This is a genomic window from Hyphomicrobium sp., from assembly GCF_019753045.1.
Classification (GTDB): Bacteria; Pseudomonadota; Alphaproteobacteria; order Rhizobiales; family Hyphomicrobiaceae; genus Hyphomicrobium_B.
On sequence record NZ_JAIELN010000011.1, the window covers coordinates 1 to 14469 of the forward strand.

Below are 14469 nucleotides of genomic sequence, written 5' to 3' on the forward strand. Positions count from 1 at the left end.
GAACGCCCGCCCCGCAAGCAACGACAGATCACGCACGTTCATTTTAACCGTAACTACTCCATTTGACCGCTGAGCATTTACCGCCCAAACTTAGCCGCCCAGGCGAGCGGAAACGATCTCGACGCGGTCGCCGCTGTTCAACGCCGTCGTAGCACGCCGCGCCTCCGGCACGAACTGCCCGTTGAGCGCCGTCGCAACCTTTGCCTCGCCGAGGCCCCGCTCCGCAATGAGGGCAGCAAGCGTACCGGCCTCGCTCACCGTTTTCCGGCCGTTGACGATCAACTCAGTGCTCGCTTCGTGTTGTAGCATCGCTCGATTTGACCTGAGGGGCGGACATGGGCATTTAATCGCCGTTTACCAGAGCATTGGAAAGTTTTTACCGCATATAATCCGGACGGGTCAAAGGGACCCGCCAATCCGCCGCAATTAGCATCTGAATCTCAGGCGTCGAAATTGAGGATCGCCCTATGTTTTCGCGCCTGATGTCGTCTCGCCGTTTCATGCCGCTCTTCTGGAGCCAGCTTCTGGCCGCCCTGAACGACAACTTGCTGAAAAACGCCCTGGCGATGCTCGTCGTCTACAAGCTCGCAATGGAGAATGGCCCAGCGCTCGGAACACTCGCGGGCGCGGCCCTCGTGCTTCCCTTCTTCGTCTTCTCCGCACTTGCCGGACAGCTCGCCGATAAGTTCGACAAGGCAAAGGTCGCGGTTCGCGTTCGCCTTTTGGAAATTCCGATCGCCGTAATCGCGGCCGCCGGATTTCTTTTGCCGTCGGTGCCGCTGCTGTTTGCGGCTCTCGTCCTTTTCGGCACGCTGAGCGCCTTCTTCGGACCGGTAAAATACGGATTGCTGCCGTCGCATCTCGAAACCAAGGAACTGCCATCCGGCAACGCCCTGATCGAAGGTGCAACCTTCATTGCGATCCTGATCGGAACCATCGGCGGCAACCTGGCATCCGGCGGCGAAACGGAACTCATGGTCGTCGCCAGCGCGATCGTTGGCATCTCGGTGCTTGGCTGGATTTCGGCTCGCTTCATTCCGCCTGCCCCGTCCTCGGTGCCCGATCTCGTCGTCGATAGAAACGTCGTCACCTCGACCGTCACGCTGTTGAAAGACCTGCGCGCCGACAAACGCATTTGGCAAGGCGCGCTCATCACATCGTGGTTCTGGCTTGTCGGCGCCGCAGTGCTGGCGCTGCTGCAAAACCTCATTCCGCAAACCTTGAACGGTGCGCCGTCGGTTTACACGCTGGCGCTCTTCACGTTTGCAGTTGCCGTCGCATTCGGATCGATCATTGCAGCGCGCGCCAGCACCAACCGGCCTAACCTCGCCCTCGTCCCCATCGGCGCATTGTTGATGGGGGTCTTCCTCCTCGATCTGGCGTGGGTGGCGTCCGCGATGAAACCCGCGCCGGCCCCCCTCGGCGCAATGGATGTGCTGACCTCGGTCGAAGGTCTTCATATGCTCGTCGACCTAGCAGGCATTGCAATCGCCGGCGGCCTCTTCATCGTGCCCTCGTTTGCTGCCGTGCAGGCCTGGTCGCCCGTCGAGCGCCGATCCCGCGTCATCGCCGGATGCAATGTCTTATCGGCCGCATTCATGACGCTCGTCGGTATCGCCATCGCAGGGCTCCAGTTCGAGAAGATCCCTGTCGCGCTCCTCTATGCAGGCCTCGGAATTGCAAACCTGATCGTCGTGGTTCTGGTCCTGCGCGCGTGGGGCGCCGAGGGCGTGAAGGACGTCGTCGTCTTCATGTTCAAGACGTTCTTCGGACTTGAAGTCAGAGGCCTCGAAAACCTCCCCAAAGCGGGTGAGCGCGCAATCATCGCTCCAAACCACGTCAGCCTCCTCGATGCGGGATTGCTGAACGGGCTTCTTCCCTCTCACAGCGCTTATGCCGTCGATACCGATATCGCCAAGACGTGGTGGGCGAAGCCGTTCCTGAAGCTCGCGCAGTTCTACACCATCGATCCGACACGCCCGCTCGGCATGCGCCATCTGATCCAGGCCGTCAAAGACGGAGCATCACTCGTAATATTCCCCGAAGGACGCCTGACCGTCACCGGCGGACTGATGAAAGTCTACGACGGCACGGCGATGATTGCGGATAAGGCGAATGCACCCGTCATTCCCGTGCGCATCGATGGCCTCGAGCGCTCGCATTTTGGCTATCTCAGCAGCTCTCAGACAAAGAAAGTCTTGTTTCCGAAAACAACTGTCACCGTTCTCCCTCCGGTTTGGCTGAAGGTCGATCCGGCCCTCCGCGGCAAGGCGCGGCGCCAGGCGGCAGGCGCGGCATTGCAAGACATCATGACTGACTCTGCAGTGCTGACGACGCCGATCGATCAGACGCTCTTTGAAGCGCTCGTCGCGGCCCACAAGACACGCGACACCGGCAAACCTGCAATCGAGGATCCGCTTGGAACCAAGCTCTCATACAAGAAGCTGATCGTCGGCGCGCAGGTGCTGGGAGCGAAACTCGCACCGATGCTGCCGCCGCCCGCATCGGCCGTCGGCGTGCTGCTGCCGAATTCCGCCGGCGTCGCGGTGACGTTCTTCGCACTGCAGACGATCGGACGCGTCCCCGCGATGCTCAATTTCTCGGCCGGGGCGGCCAACGTCGTCTCTGCCTGCAAGGCGGCGAACGTCTCGGTCGTACTGACGTCACGCGTCTTCGTGGAAAAGGGACACCTGGAGTCGCTCATCCAAGCCCTCGAAGCGGTCGTGCGCGTGATCTATCTCGAAGACGTGCGCCCGACGATTACGTTTGGCGATAAGCTGAAGGGCCTCGTGCAAGGCGGAAGGCCGCAAGTCAAAGCCGACTACAATGCGCCCGCAGCGATCCTATTCACATCGGGCTCCGAGGGAACGCCGAAGGGCGTAGTCCTCTCTCATCGAAACATTCTGGCGAACTGCGCTCAGAGCCTCACACGCGTTTCATGCAACGGCACCGACAAGGTTTTCAACGCGCTTCCGGTATTCCATTCGTTCGGCTTGACCGCAGGCCTGCTGATGCCGCTCGTCGCGGGCGTACCCGTCTATCTCTATCCGACGCCGCTACACTACCGCATCATTCCGGAGCTCGTTTATCAGTCGAACGCCACCATCATGTTCGGCACCGACACCTTCCTCGCAGGCTATGCACGCGCTGCTCATCCCTATGACTTCGCGCGCCTACGCCTCATTCTCGCAGGCGCCGAGGCGATCAAGGATCGGACGAGGCAACTCTACATGGATCGGTTTGGCGTCCGTATTCTCGAAGGCTACGGCGTGACGGAAACAGCGCCCGTGCTCGCGATTAACACGCCGCTTGCGAATAAGGCCGGCAGCGTCGGCCGCCTGTCGCCACTGATGGAAGCGCGCCTCGATCCCGTTCCCGGCATAGAGACCGGCGGCCGCCTCTACGTGCGCGGACCCAACGTGATGCTCGGTTATTATCGCGCTGAAAACCCAGGTGTCCTCGAACCGCCAACGGACGGCTGGCATGACACGGGCGACATCGTCGACATCGATCCGCAGGGATTCATAACGATCAAAGGCCGCGCCAAGCGGTTCGCCAAGATCGGCGGCGAAATGATTTCGCTTTCCGCCGTGGAGGCATTGGCCGCCGAGCTTTGGCCGCACCAGATAACGGTCGTCGTCGCGCTCCCCGATCCGCGAAAAGGCGAGCGCCTGGCGCTGCTGACGACCGATCCGAATTGTACGCGCGACGTGTTCGCTCAGTTCGTGCGCAGAAAAGGCGTAAGCGAGCTTACGACGCCCGCGGACATTCTGGTCGTTCCGAAAATTCCGCTGCTCGGCTCAGGCAAGCCCGATTACGTCGCCGCGCTCGACCTCGCGAAGCAAACGTTGGCGGCTAAGGCAAGCCCCTCAGGGAGCAGCGAACAAAGGCCCCTCACGCCGGTTGTCGGATAGATACCCGGCAACGGCTTGAGCAAGCACCGGCGCCAGCAGGAACCCGTGCCGGTACGCACCGTTGACGCGGATCACGCGCCCCGCGTCCTCGACGATGATCCGCGGCACGTTATCGGAGAAAGCTGGCCTGACCCCCGCGCCCATCTCGAGAACGGATGCCTCCCCGAACGCCGGATGCAGCGCATAGGCCGAGCCGAGCAGATCAAGCGCCGATCGGAGTGACATCGGACCATCGTCTTCCCGCTCGATGACGGTCGCGCCGACGACAAACCGCCCATCGCCCTGCGGCACGACGTAGATCGGCTGACGCGGATGCAGGACGCGAACCGGGCGCGACAAGCTCACATCGCTCGTTTGAATGAGAACGCGCTCGCCGCGCACACCCCTGAGCGTCGGTAGATCTTCGTGGGCGCCGATCCCCCGGCAATCGATCGCAACATCTTCAGCGGTGCCGTCCCAACGACACTCGAAAGAAACATCCGCACCGAGCAAGCGAAGCTGATCGACGAGCCAGCTCATCGCCTTTTGCGCATCGACGTGCGCTTCGCTCTCGAAATAAAGCCCGCGCTCAAATCGGCCGGCAAGCGACGGCTCGAGATCTGCAATCCGCGGCCCCGCAACGGCCGCGTGCCCTTCCGTCATGTTGGCAAAGCGCGCGAGATCCCCCGCATCGCGCGCATGCGCAACAACCAGCGTTCCATTGCTGACCGTACCGGGATAGGACTCGCGCCATAGGCGAAGCCCCTCCCGGCCAAGATCGCGAACGCTGAGCGGCGCACCTTCGGCCTCGCACTCAGGTGCGATCATAGCCCCCGCCCAACGGCTCGACGATCGCGCGAACGGATCGCTGCCCGCCTCGATCAGGCGTACGCGATATCCGGCCCGCGCCAAGGCAAACGCTTGCCAAAGGCCGAATATGCCGGCGCCGACGACGAGAATGGAGGGCTTGCTCAAGGTCGAAACTCTTCAGGACGTTTCGCTTCCTCTAGCATCAATCGCCGATAGCGACACCCTCGCGGCGCGGATCGGCCCCACCTTCGAGACGGCCGTCGCGCCGGACGATCATGTTCACGCCGGACGTCATCGTCGCCCCCGAGACCGTCTGGCCGTAGGACGTCAGTTCGTATGCCGGCCACACGATTGGCAGGGAATATTCGATCAGGAAGGGTCCGCCCTGACTGCCGAAATTCGTCAGCGACGCGGCTTGCTGCGCGTCGAGGCCCCAATCCAGTACGGCGACAAGGGCCTTCACGACGTAGAGGATAATCTGCGAACCGCCCGGCGAACCGGTAACGATCTCGGGCGTGCCATCCGGAGCCAGAACGATAGTCGGCGCCATCGAGCTTCTCGGCCGCTTTCCGCCCTCTATCCGATTGGCCACGACCATGCCGTTCGCATCAACCGGCACGAATGAGAAGTCCGTCAGCTCGTTGTTGAGAAGAAAACCTTTCGCCCAAAGGTGCGAGCCGAACGCGCTTTCGATCGTCGCCGTCATCGACACCGCGTTGCCGTCGCCATCGACGATCGAAACCTGCGTTGTACCCGGCACTTCGTACGTCGCATCTTGACCGAACGACTTTTTGGCAAGACCCGGCGGCAATCCGGGCTCGGCCTTCGCCATCGCCTTCTTGGGATCGATGAGCTTCCGCCGCTCGGCAAGATAAGCGTCATCGAGCAATCCGGTCGGCACCGCACCCCGATCCGGATCGGCGATGTACATATTGCGATCGGCAAAGGCGAGCTTCTCCGCCTCGCCAATGATCTGCAAAGCCGGTGCCGTCATCAGCGCCGATGCGCCCTGTACCTGAGAAAACGGCTCGATGAGTTTCAGCACCGCGCCGACGGTGAGTGCGCCCGACGAGGGCGGCCCGACGCTGCAAACCTGCCGGCTGCGATAGGCGACACAAACCGGCTCGCGCTCCTTCATGCTATAGGCCGCAAGATCATCGGCGCTCAAATCACCGGGTATGGTGTGCGCTTCTCTGACGGCCTTGACCATCGCGTCCGCAATGTCGCCGGTGTAAAACGCATCGGGCCCGCGCTCTGCAATCGTCCTGAGCGTCACCGCGTATTCGGGATTTTTGAGCAGCGATCCTGCAGCCCTCGGCGTGATGCCGCCCACATAGAAATACGAGCGCGCATCAGGCGCGAACCTTTCCGCGCTTTCGGATTGCAGAAGAACGCTGAGCCGCGGCGATACGGGGAATCCATTCTCGGCTAGCTTTATCGCCGGCACGAAGAGCTTCGCCCACGGCAGCTTCCCGTATTTCTCGTGTGCAGCATGAAGCGCGCGAAGCAGGCCCGGCACGCCGACGCTCAAGCCCGAGTTCACAGCCTCCTCGAACTTCATCGGCTTCCCGTCCTTGAGAAAACGGTCGGGCCGCGCCGCAGCCGGCGCCGTTTCGCGGCCATCGAACGTCGTCATCGAACGCGTTTTGGCATCCCACAAGGTAATGAACGCGCCGCCGCCGAGACCTGATGACTGCGGCTCCACAAGGCCGAGCACCAGCTCCGTCGCAATCGCTGCATCAATTGCGGATCCGCCTTGCCGCAATATTACGCGGCCCGCCTCAGCGGCCAGGGGCTCTGCAGCAACGACCATGTGCTGCTGAGCGACGACGAGAGATTTCTCGCGCCTGCCCGACGCACCTTCAGGAACCGGCCGGAATTCCTGCGCCGACGCCGTGACTGCGACAATCGAGCACAAAACCGCGAGCAGAATTCTCAAAGTCATGAAATCCCCGATGATGAGCCGAACAAGCGAAGCAATCGACGAACCGCAAAAAGCAAAGATTAACGTCCGTACACTATTTATGCGCAAAAACATGGGTGGCAACGATGTCTCTTACCATAAGCAAAAAAGTCCTACTGGCACTGTCCGCGCCTGCGCTCTTCGCCCTCGGCGCCGCAACAGCGATGGCGCTCGCGCCATCGATAACGTTCACGCCCCTGCTTGAAACGTCGAGAACGGTTGCGGATGAGCCGATCGTTTATCCGACCGGCGCACCCGCGAAGATCACCGCCGGATATATCGATGTGCCGCCGGGCGCCTCCACTGGCTGGCATCAGCACGGTATTCCTCTCGTTGGGATGGTTATGGAAGGCGAGCTGACGGTCGATTACGGAAACAAGGGCAAGCGCACCTATAAGCCGGGCGATACCTTCGTCGAAGCGATCCACCAGACGCACCAGGGCACCAACATGGGGACTAGCCCTCTCCGGCTTCTGGCCATTTTCATCGGCGCGGAAGGCATGCCGACCTCGATCCCGGAAAAGGCCCCGGAATAGATCCGCACGCAGATTTAATAGCTCTGCTGAACGAAGCTTTCCGGCGTGCCATCCTCCGGATTGACGAAAATGACGTCCTTCGGATCGCGCCGTGGCGTATCGACCGACAGAAAAACAACCGGCTCTTCGATGATCTCCGGCAGGGCGTGAACCGTTCCCTTCTCGAAGAACAGCAATTGCCCGGGACCGAACTCCCCGATCGTCGAGGCGTCGCCCATCCAGAAGGTGCCGCGCCCCGAAAACACATAGAGGTATTCATCGCACGTCGCGTGATAATGCGGCGGTGTCGGCTTGTAGACGCGAAAGACTCGGGCGCTAGCCGCTTCGCGATTTGTCAGATAGCGGTCGACAAGCAGCGTCGTCGCGGATGACGGAAACGACGCAGCGACCTCGCCGATATCGAACCGGCCAACGCTCGCCTGTTGCGCTTTCTCGTCCATGTGCTCGACCTCATTTCAATTATCACGAATTCGTAAGGTTCGCCGCTCCGCCCGCCCGTTCAGTGGCAATTCCGGCACGCCCCTCTATTCCTTTGTGCATACCATAACGAGTCCGCCTGTCCTTCGGTTGAACCCTCGACTAATTTCCGGCCGGAAGACGGGACCATCTGGAGGGGCAAATGCGCTCATTGAAACTCGGCGTCGCTGCGGCTGCGGTGATGGCGGCACTTTCCGCGACAGCTCAAGCCGGCGATTGCGTCCGCGTCGGAGCGATTGGCGATGGGCTGACGCACGACCTCGCGGTTATCATGTCGACGCACGGCTTGGCGAACATCATCGAAGCCAAGGGCCGGTCGCCGAAGGGCGCGGTCCACACGTCCTGCACGCCGGGCACGTTCGGCACCCAGTGCCAGTCGTCGCAGATGGCCTGCAAGTAACAAGACGCTCTGAATTTCGAGGGCTAACGAGCATCATCGTGCGGAACTCCGCACGGTGATGTTTTCATTTAGTGGAAATCCCGTGATTTCGGGATGACGCGAACATTGCGCGGATGACGCGGCTTCGGCTCGCGCGAGAAACGCGGATGTATCCGCCGCTCGTCTTTTCGGCTCGGATGCGCGGAGCCGGGCTCCGGGTGCAGCACCTCATCCGCATTCGCCACCGGCACATCCATGTCCGCCGCCCATTCGGAAAGACGCAGCAGCCAATCGCTCCTGTCGACAAGCTTCGTCGACACCACATGAATGATATCCGCGTGCTTCTCGACCTGCCTTTGCAGACGGCCTTCAACCACGATGAGCCGCGACGTCATCACGACCTTGCGAAAACGTTCGAGCAGCTTCGGCCAGACGATGACATTGGCAATGCCGGTCTCATCCTCGATCGTCATGAACACGACGTTGCCCGTTCCCGGCCGTTGCCGGACGAGCACGACGCCCGCCACTCGAACAAAGGAGTCGTTTTTCGCTTGTCCCAATTCCTTGCAGGACAGCACGCGTTCGCGGCGAAAATCCTCGCGCAGAAACGACATCGGATGCGCCTTGAGCGAAAGACGTAGCGTCTGGTAGTCGTTGACCACATGCTCCGAGAGCGCCATCTCGGGCAATTTGACGTCGGCCTCCTTCCCAACGTCTCGCGTCTCGCTCCAGGAAAAGAGCGGCAGCGGCGGCGCATTGGAGAGCGCCTTGACTTCCCAGAGAGCCTGTCGTCTGTCGAGCCCCAGCGAGCGAAACGCATCCGCCGCCGCGAGCTTCTCGAGTACAGGAACACGTAATCTTCCGCGCGCAACGAGTTCGGAAAGAGTGTCCAAATTCCCCCTCTCCCCATGCCCCTGCACTCGGCATGGGGAGAGGGTTGGGGTGAGGGGCTGCTGCTCGCTCGGTGGTTGGAGCAGCCCCTCACCCTGACCCTCTCCCCGCTCGCGGGGAGAGGGGAGATCGAGCGAGCACGACAGACCGTCGATATCATCTTCCGAAAGGCCATCGACGAGCCGCAAACCAAGCCGCAGAGCCGGTGGCCCCTCGTCATTGTCCTCAAGCGTCGAATGCCATGCCGAGAACGAGACATCTGCCTCCCGCACCTCGACGCCATGCTCGTGAGCATCGCGCACGATCTGCGCGGGCGCGTAAAAACCCATCGGCTGCGAATTCAAAAGCGCGCACGCAAACGCCGCCGGATGATGACATTTGATCCAGGACGACACATAGACGAGCAGTGCGAAGCTCGCCGCATGGCTCTCGGGAAAGCCGTATTCGCCAAAGCCCTTGATCTGGGCAAAACAACGCGCCGCAAATTCCTCTTCATAGCCGCGCTCGACCATGCGCGAGACCATCTTCTCTTCAAGGAGACCGATCGTGCCGACACGGCGAAACGTTGCCATCGCCCGTCTGAGATCGTTAACCTCCTTATCGTTGAACTCGGCGGCAACCATCGCAATGCGCATCGCCTGCTCTTGAAAAAGCGGCACGCCCAATGTCTGGCCGAGAATGTTCTTGAGTTCGTCTTCGTCGCCGCCCTTTGGATAAGGATAGACCACGGCCTCGAGCTCGTTGCGGCGCCTGAGATAGGGATGCACCATGTCGCCTTGGATCGGCCCCGGACGCACGATCGCGACCTCAATGACGAGATCATAGAATTCCTGCGGCTTCAGCCTTGGCAGCATGTTCATCTGCGCCCGGCTTTCGACCTGGAACACGCCGAGGGAATCCGCGCGGCACAGCATATCGTAAGTCGGCTTGTCCGCGCGCGGCACGGTTGCAAGCGTATACGTCTCGCCATGATGCTTCTCGATCAGATCGAAAGCCTTGCGAATGCAGGTCAGCATGCCGAGCGCCAGAACGTCGACCTTCATCAATCCCAGCGCCGCGATATCGTCCTTGTCCCATTCGATGAAGGTGCGGTCCGCCATCGCCGCATTGCCGACCGGCACGACCTCGACCAAAGGACCGCGCGTGAGCACGAAGCCGCCGACGTGCTGCGACAGATGCCGTGGAAATCCCATCAATTCCTGCGCAAGCTTCATCGCCGCCGCAAGCGTCCGGTCCGCGGGATCGAGCCCCGCGCCGCGAACGTGCTTTTCCGGCGGAACGCCGCCCCCGTGCGTTCCCCACACCATGCCGGCAAGCGCCGAGATCGTATCTTCCGAAAGGCCGAACACCTTGCCGACATCGCGCACGGCCGATCGCGAACGATATGAAATGACGGTTGCGGTCAGCCCTGCACGGTCGCGGCCATAGCGCTCATAGATCCATTGAATGACCTCTTCGCGCCGCTCGTGTTCGAAATCGACATCGATGTCGGGTGGCTCCAGGCGCGCAGACGAGATGAAGCGCTCGAAGAGCAGATTGACCTCGATCGGGTTCACCGCCGTAATGCCGAGGCAGTAGCAGACGACCGAGTTCGCAGCCGAACCGCGCCCCTGGCAGAGAATGTCCTTGGATCTCGCGAACGCGACAATGTCGTGGACGGTCAAAAAATACGGCGCGAACTGGAGCTCGCCAATCAGCTTGAGCTCTTTCTCGATCGTGTCTCGAACTTTTTCCGGAACGCCTTCGGGAAAGTGGCTTTGAGCACCTTTCCAGGTCAGCTCGACAAGATGCTCCTGCGGGGTTTTGCCCGGCGGCACCGGCTCGTCCGGATATTCGTATTTGAGATCGCCGAGCGAAAACCGGCAGGCTTCGACGATGTCGAGCGTCCGCGCCAGCGCCGCTTCATGACCTCTGAAGAGGTGCGCCATTTCTTCCGCACTCTTGAGGTATCGCTCGGCATTGGCCTCGAGCCGAAGGCCGGCTTCGCGAAGCGTCGTCTTTTCGCGAATGCAGGTGACGACATCCTGCAGCGGACGGCACTCGGCATGATGATAGAGCACGTCGTTGGTCGCGACGATCGGCGTGCCCGCCCGGTCGCCAAGCACGGCGAGCGCCGCGATGCGCGACCGGTCATCCCCGCGATAAGTATGCGAAGCCGCAAGATAAAGGGGCGCATGACCGAGAGCGCCTTTGATCCGCCGCAACGACGACTGAAGCGTCCCCGGTTTGGCGGCGTCTTCCCCAGCATCCGATGAGGGTGGAAAGCGAAAAATCTGCGCGCTCTGTGTCGAGGAAAATTGAGAAACTTCGCGCCAATCCCAGTCATCCGGAGGCAGAGCGATGAAGATCTGGCCTTCCGCATGCGCGGCGACATCGGCGAGATAGAGAATGCACTTGCCTTTGTCCGCCCTGAGTTGCCCATACGAGAGCAAGCGGCAGAGCCGCCCATAGGCCACGCGATCCGTCGGATAGACGAGCAGGCTCGGCGCATCTTCGAGATCAAGACGCGCGCCGATCACGAGACGAATTTTAGGTTTCTCTTCCCCCTCATCCGGTTTCGCCGCCACGTACGCACGCACGACGCCGGCGAGCGAATTGCGATCCGTCACCGCAATCGCCGAAAGACCCAGCGCCTTCGCCTGTTCGACAAGATCTTCCGCATGCGAGGCGCCCCGCAGAAACGAGAAGTTCGTTGTCACCTGAAGCTCGGCGTAGCGAAGCGTCATCGGCATCGACTCACGCAAATAGCCCATGCAGGAACCACGAGGGCCGCTCGCTTCCCTCTTCGCCCTCATAAAGGCCATGCCGGAAGACCCAGTACATCGCGCCTTGCTGGTCCTCTATCCGGTAATAGTCGCGCGTGCGCGGCCGCTTCTGATCTTCATCGAGATAGAGCGTCCGCCACCATTCAGGCGCGATGCGCTCCGGTCCTTCGGCCCGCGCCACGCGACGCTCGACACGCCGCCAGATGAAACTCGCCGGCGGTCCATCCGGCACACCGGCCGTAACTTGAATCGGCTCAGGCCGCGAAAGCATGAAAGCCGGACGAAGCAATCGCTTCGGATAGGGCCAAGGCGGCGTGTATGACGCAACGCGCGAAGACGTTTCAGCCGCCAGCACATCGAGCGCCGGGAGCCGAATTTCCGCACGTTCCGGGATGTGGCTGCCATTGGGACGCAACACCGTAATCGCGTCGCGCCCGAGTCGATTGACGAGACGGTCGACAAGCTCCGAAGGATCGCGAAAGGCCGCGCCCTGAGGCGAGCCAAAACCCTTTTGGTTGGCTCCGCGCTTTCCCGCACGCACCGCGTCGAGCCGGAGAATATCGACCCCGAAGCCCGCGTCGATGCTCGAAAATTTCTCGCTGAGCAGCGCCATCATGTGGCGGGCGTCATGACAAGGCGTGCTCATGGCAGCGGCAATTGTCCCGCTCGTGCCGTCGGCGCGATAGAACGTCAGACGAAGAACCCGCACGCCGAGATCCTTCGCCGCAAGCGCGGCTGCGAGTTCGTTCGCAAGTTCATTCGTAAAGGCCTCCAAGGCTTCCGAAGAGATCAGAGGCTCCGCGAAAGCCCGCGCCACCGAGAGGACGGGCGGCGGCAGCATCGGCCGGCGCGGCTCCTCCATCGCGCCAAGGGCCTGATCGAGCCGCACGAGAACGGCGGCGGCAACGTCAGAAGAACGAAAGCGCCGCGCCAAGCTATCGCGTGGAATATCGTAGAGCTGACCGATGTGGCGAAGGCCCAACCGCTTCAGCAGCAGAATCCGCGAAGCATCGAGCCGCAGCGCCTCGACAGGAAGAAAACCAATCGCCGCGTGCGTCTCGGAAACGGGCGCCATCGACCACGCAGCATCGGGTGGGCAACCGAAACGGGCGAGCGCATGCGCAGCGCCAAGCGTATCGGCAAGCCCGGCCTGCACGGCAACGCCGAACGACAAAAGATGCTGCGTCATGTCATTGAGCAAGTTCTCTTCGCCCCCGAAGAGATGAGCGACGCCGCTAACGTCGATCCACAAGCCGTCATTTCCGTCGATGTGCCGGTTCGGACCGTAGCGGCCGGCCCAGCGCGCGAGCTTCAAAAGCGCAATGCGATCTTTCTCGGGCTCGGCGGGACGCGACAGGAGATCGGGATGCGCCGCCCTGGCATCGGCCAGCGATGTGCCGGCCTCGATCCCGAGACGCGCGGCAGTCTCGTTGACGGCCACGATCGCCAGACCATGCGCTCCGCTCTCAATAAGCGCGAACGGCTGCTGGGACGGCACGGCCGTCGGCTCCGCGCGCCTGAGCCGGAATATCGGCCACGATGGAAGCCAAATCGAAACGACGCGTTTCATCACTCCACTCCAGAAGCATAGGAGACCGCGCGGCGCTTTCGGGACGCGCCCTGCAGCGCTCCAGCGCGATCGAAAAGCGCGGAGCCCCTGGCGCACGCGGGTCGAAAGTGTGCGGCGCACTCCCGCCGCGCTGCACGCGCCATCGGGTTGCCGTTGCCCCGGCGGGCTCGGAAGCGGGATGCGTGACGAGAAGGCAAGGCGTTGCCGTCTCTCCGGCCGCAAGGCTCAAGCGGCGCGCCGGCGTCAACTCCGCCTCTTCGACAATGCCGATGACAACGGCGAGGCTCTGAGCCCGGAGACTCTCTTCGATCGCGTTCAACGCGTCGCCCGCACGCGCCGTCTCGACGATGATGAGGCGCGATGGATCGAGACCAAGGCTCGCAAGGCCCGCCGCCGACGGAGAGCCGAATTCGCCGGCAAGCTGCCGCGGCCAGCACCACAGCACCCAAGGCCCAATCCCGGAACCAGCCATCGAAGAGGAAGCATGTGCCTCTTCGCCGGCCGCGAATGTATCGATCCGGCGAACGGCAAGGCGAGCCGCAAAACCTATCCCGGCCATCCAGTCGGCCGCCGACGCGCCATGAATGGCAGAAGGCACGCCCTTGATTTCATGAAGGGAATTCGCCTCGAGCCCTCTCGGCAGAAGATCGTCGCAGGCCGGACAGCCAAGCTCCCAACGCAACCGCCTCCGCGAGCGGGGCAATGGTGAATTTTCCGGAACCGCAGATGCCCCCCGGCGCGGAGCATGTCGTTCGATATGTAAAATGCGGGAGCGTAAGCTTTCGATAACTGAATCTTTAACTGCATCCTTCCCGGGATCTGGGGATAGACCCGAGACGGCAGGAGAAACTCTCGAGTCCAATAGGAACCTCATGGTAAAGAAGTCCGTTTAGGGAACGCTTTCGAGCGATCCTCCAATAATGTTCATCGTTTGTTCTAATGACAACCCTTCGATCCGTCAAGTCTGCGCAGACAAAGAACGAACTCAAATTACGCCGTCATCGAACCGCAACACATCGTTCTAAAATTCGTAAAACCCTAGGAAAGTCAGAGGGGAGCGATGCAATCCGTATGGAACTGTGACTTCCCTGCTCTGCCGACGGCATCGAGACTGAATTATACCGGCTCTTCACCATTCGAAGCACAGGATGACCCCCTCGTTCTGTGTTTAGTATATTTGTTGTT

The 14469-nt window shown here is 61.5% G+C and carries 10 protein-coding genes; 3 read left to right on the forward strand and 7 right to left on the reverse strand.

What is annotated here, in order from left to right:
- Positions 1-90: 90 nt before the first annotated feature.
- Positions 91-309 (reverse strand): sulfur carrier protein ThiS, encoded by a 219-nt coding sequence (gene thiS, locus K2Q04_RS13295; RefSeq protein ID WP_291164551.1) that lies wholly within the window; start codon positions 307-309, stop codon positions 91-93.
- A gap of 158 nt (positions 310-467) precedes the next feature.
- On the opposite strand from thiS, the gene K2Q04_RS13300 reads away from it, so the two are divergent.
- Positions 468-3914 carry an acyl-[ACP]--phospholipid O-acyltransferase gene (locus K2Q04_RS13300; RefSeq protein WP_291164554.1) on the forward strand — a complete coding sequence of 1149 codons (3447 nt, stop codon included), beginning with the start codon at positions 468-470 and terminating at the stop codon, positions 3912-3914.
- Here K2Q04_RS13300 and K2Q04_RS13305 read toward each other — a convergent pair.
- Both K2Q04_RS13305 and ggt read right to left on the reverse strand, forming a co-directional pair.
- On the reverse strand, positions 3870-4868 hold the full coding sequence (locus K2Q04_RS13305; protein WP_291164557.1) for an FAD-dependent oxidoreductase: 999 nt from the start codon (positions 4866-4868) through the stop codon (positions 3870-3872). The genes K2Q04_RS13300 and K2Q04_RS13305 overlap by 45 nt on opposite strands.
- Positions 4869-4905: 37 nt before the next feature.
- Positions 4906-6648, reverse strand: a complete 1743-nt coding sequence (gene ggt, locus K2Q04_RS13310; RefSeq protein ID WP_291164560.1) for a gamma-glutamyltransferase — start codon at positions 6646-6648, stop codon at positions 4906-4908.
- A gap of 104 nt (positions 6649-6752) precedes the next feature.
- On the opposite strand from ggt, the gene K2Q04_RS13315 reads away from it, so the two are divergent.
- Positions 6753-7202 carry a cupin domain-containing protein gene (locus tag K2Q04_RS13315; protein ID WP_291164563.1) on the forward strand — a complete coding sequence of 150 codons (450 nt, stop codon included), beginning with the start codon at positions 6753-6755 and terminating at the stop codon, positions 7200-7202.
- Positions 7203-7216: 14 nt separating this feature from the next.
- Here the strand turns inward: K2Q04_RS13315 and K2Q04_RS13320 are convergent, their stop codons facing one another.
- On the reverse strand, positions 7217-7642 hold the full coding sequence (locus K2Q04_RS13320; protein ID WP_291164566.1) for a cupin domain-containing protein: 426 nt from the start codon (positions 7640-7642) through the stop codon (positions 7217-7219).
- A gap of 179 nt (positions 7643-7821) precedes the next feature.
- On the opposite strand from K2Q04_RS13320, the gene K2Q04_RS13325 reads away from it, so the two are divergent.
- Positions 7822-8079 (forward strand): hypothetical protein, encoded by a 258-nt coding sequence (locus K2Q04_RS13325; RefSeq protein ID WP_291164569.1) that lies wholly within the window; start codon positions 7822-7824, stop codon positions 8077-8079.
- A 68-nt stretch (positions 8080-8147) separates the two neighbouring features.
- On the opposite strand, the gene K2Q04_RS13330 is transcribed toward K2Q04_RS13325, so the two are convergent.
- The 3 genes from K2Q04_RS13330 to K2Q04_RS13340 are packed head-to-tail and all read right to left on the reverse strand — an operon-like array spanning position 8148 to position 13966.
- A complete protein-coding gene (locus K2Q04_RS13330; protein ID WP_291164572.1) occupies positions 8148-11675 on the reverse strand; it encodes an error-prone DNA polymerase in 3528 nt (1175 codons plus the stop codon).
- A 10-nt stretch (positions 11676-11685) separates the two neighbouring features.
- Positions 11686-13284, reverse strand: a complete 1599-nt coding sequence (locus K2Q04_RS13335; protein ID WP_291164575.1) for a DNA polymerase Y family protein — start codon at positions 13282-13284, stop codon at positions 11686-11688.
- On the reverse strand, positions 13181-13966 hold the full coding sequence (locus tag K2Q04_RS13340; protein ID WP_291164577.1) for a hypothetical protein: 786 nt from the start codon (positions 13964-13966) through the stop codon (positions 13181-13183). Before K2Q04_RS13340 ends, K2Q04_RS13335 begins: the two co-directional genes overlap by 104 nt.
- Between the last annotated feature and the right edge of the window lie 503 nt (positions 13967-14469).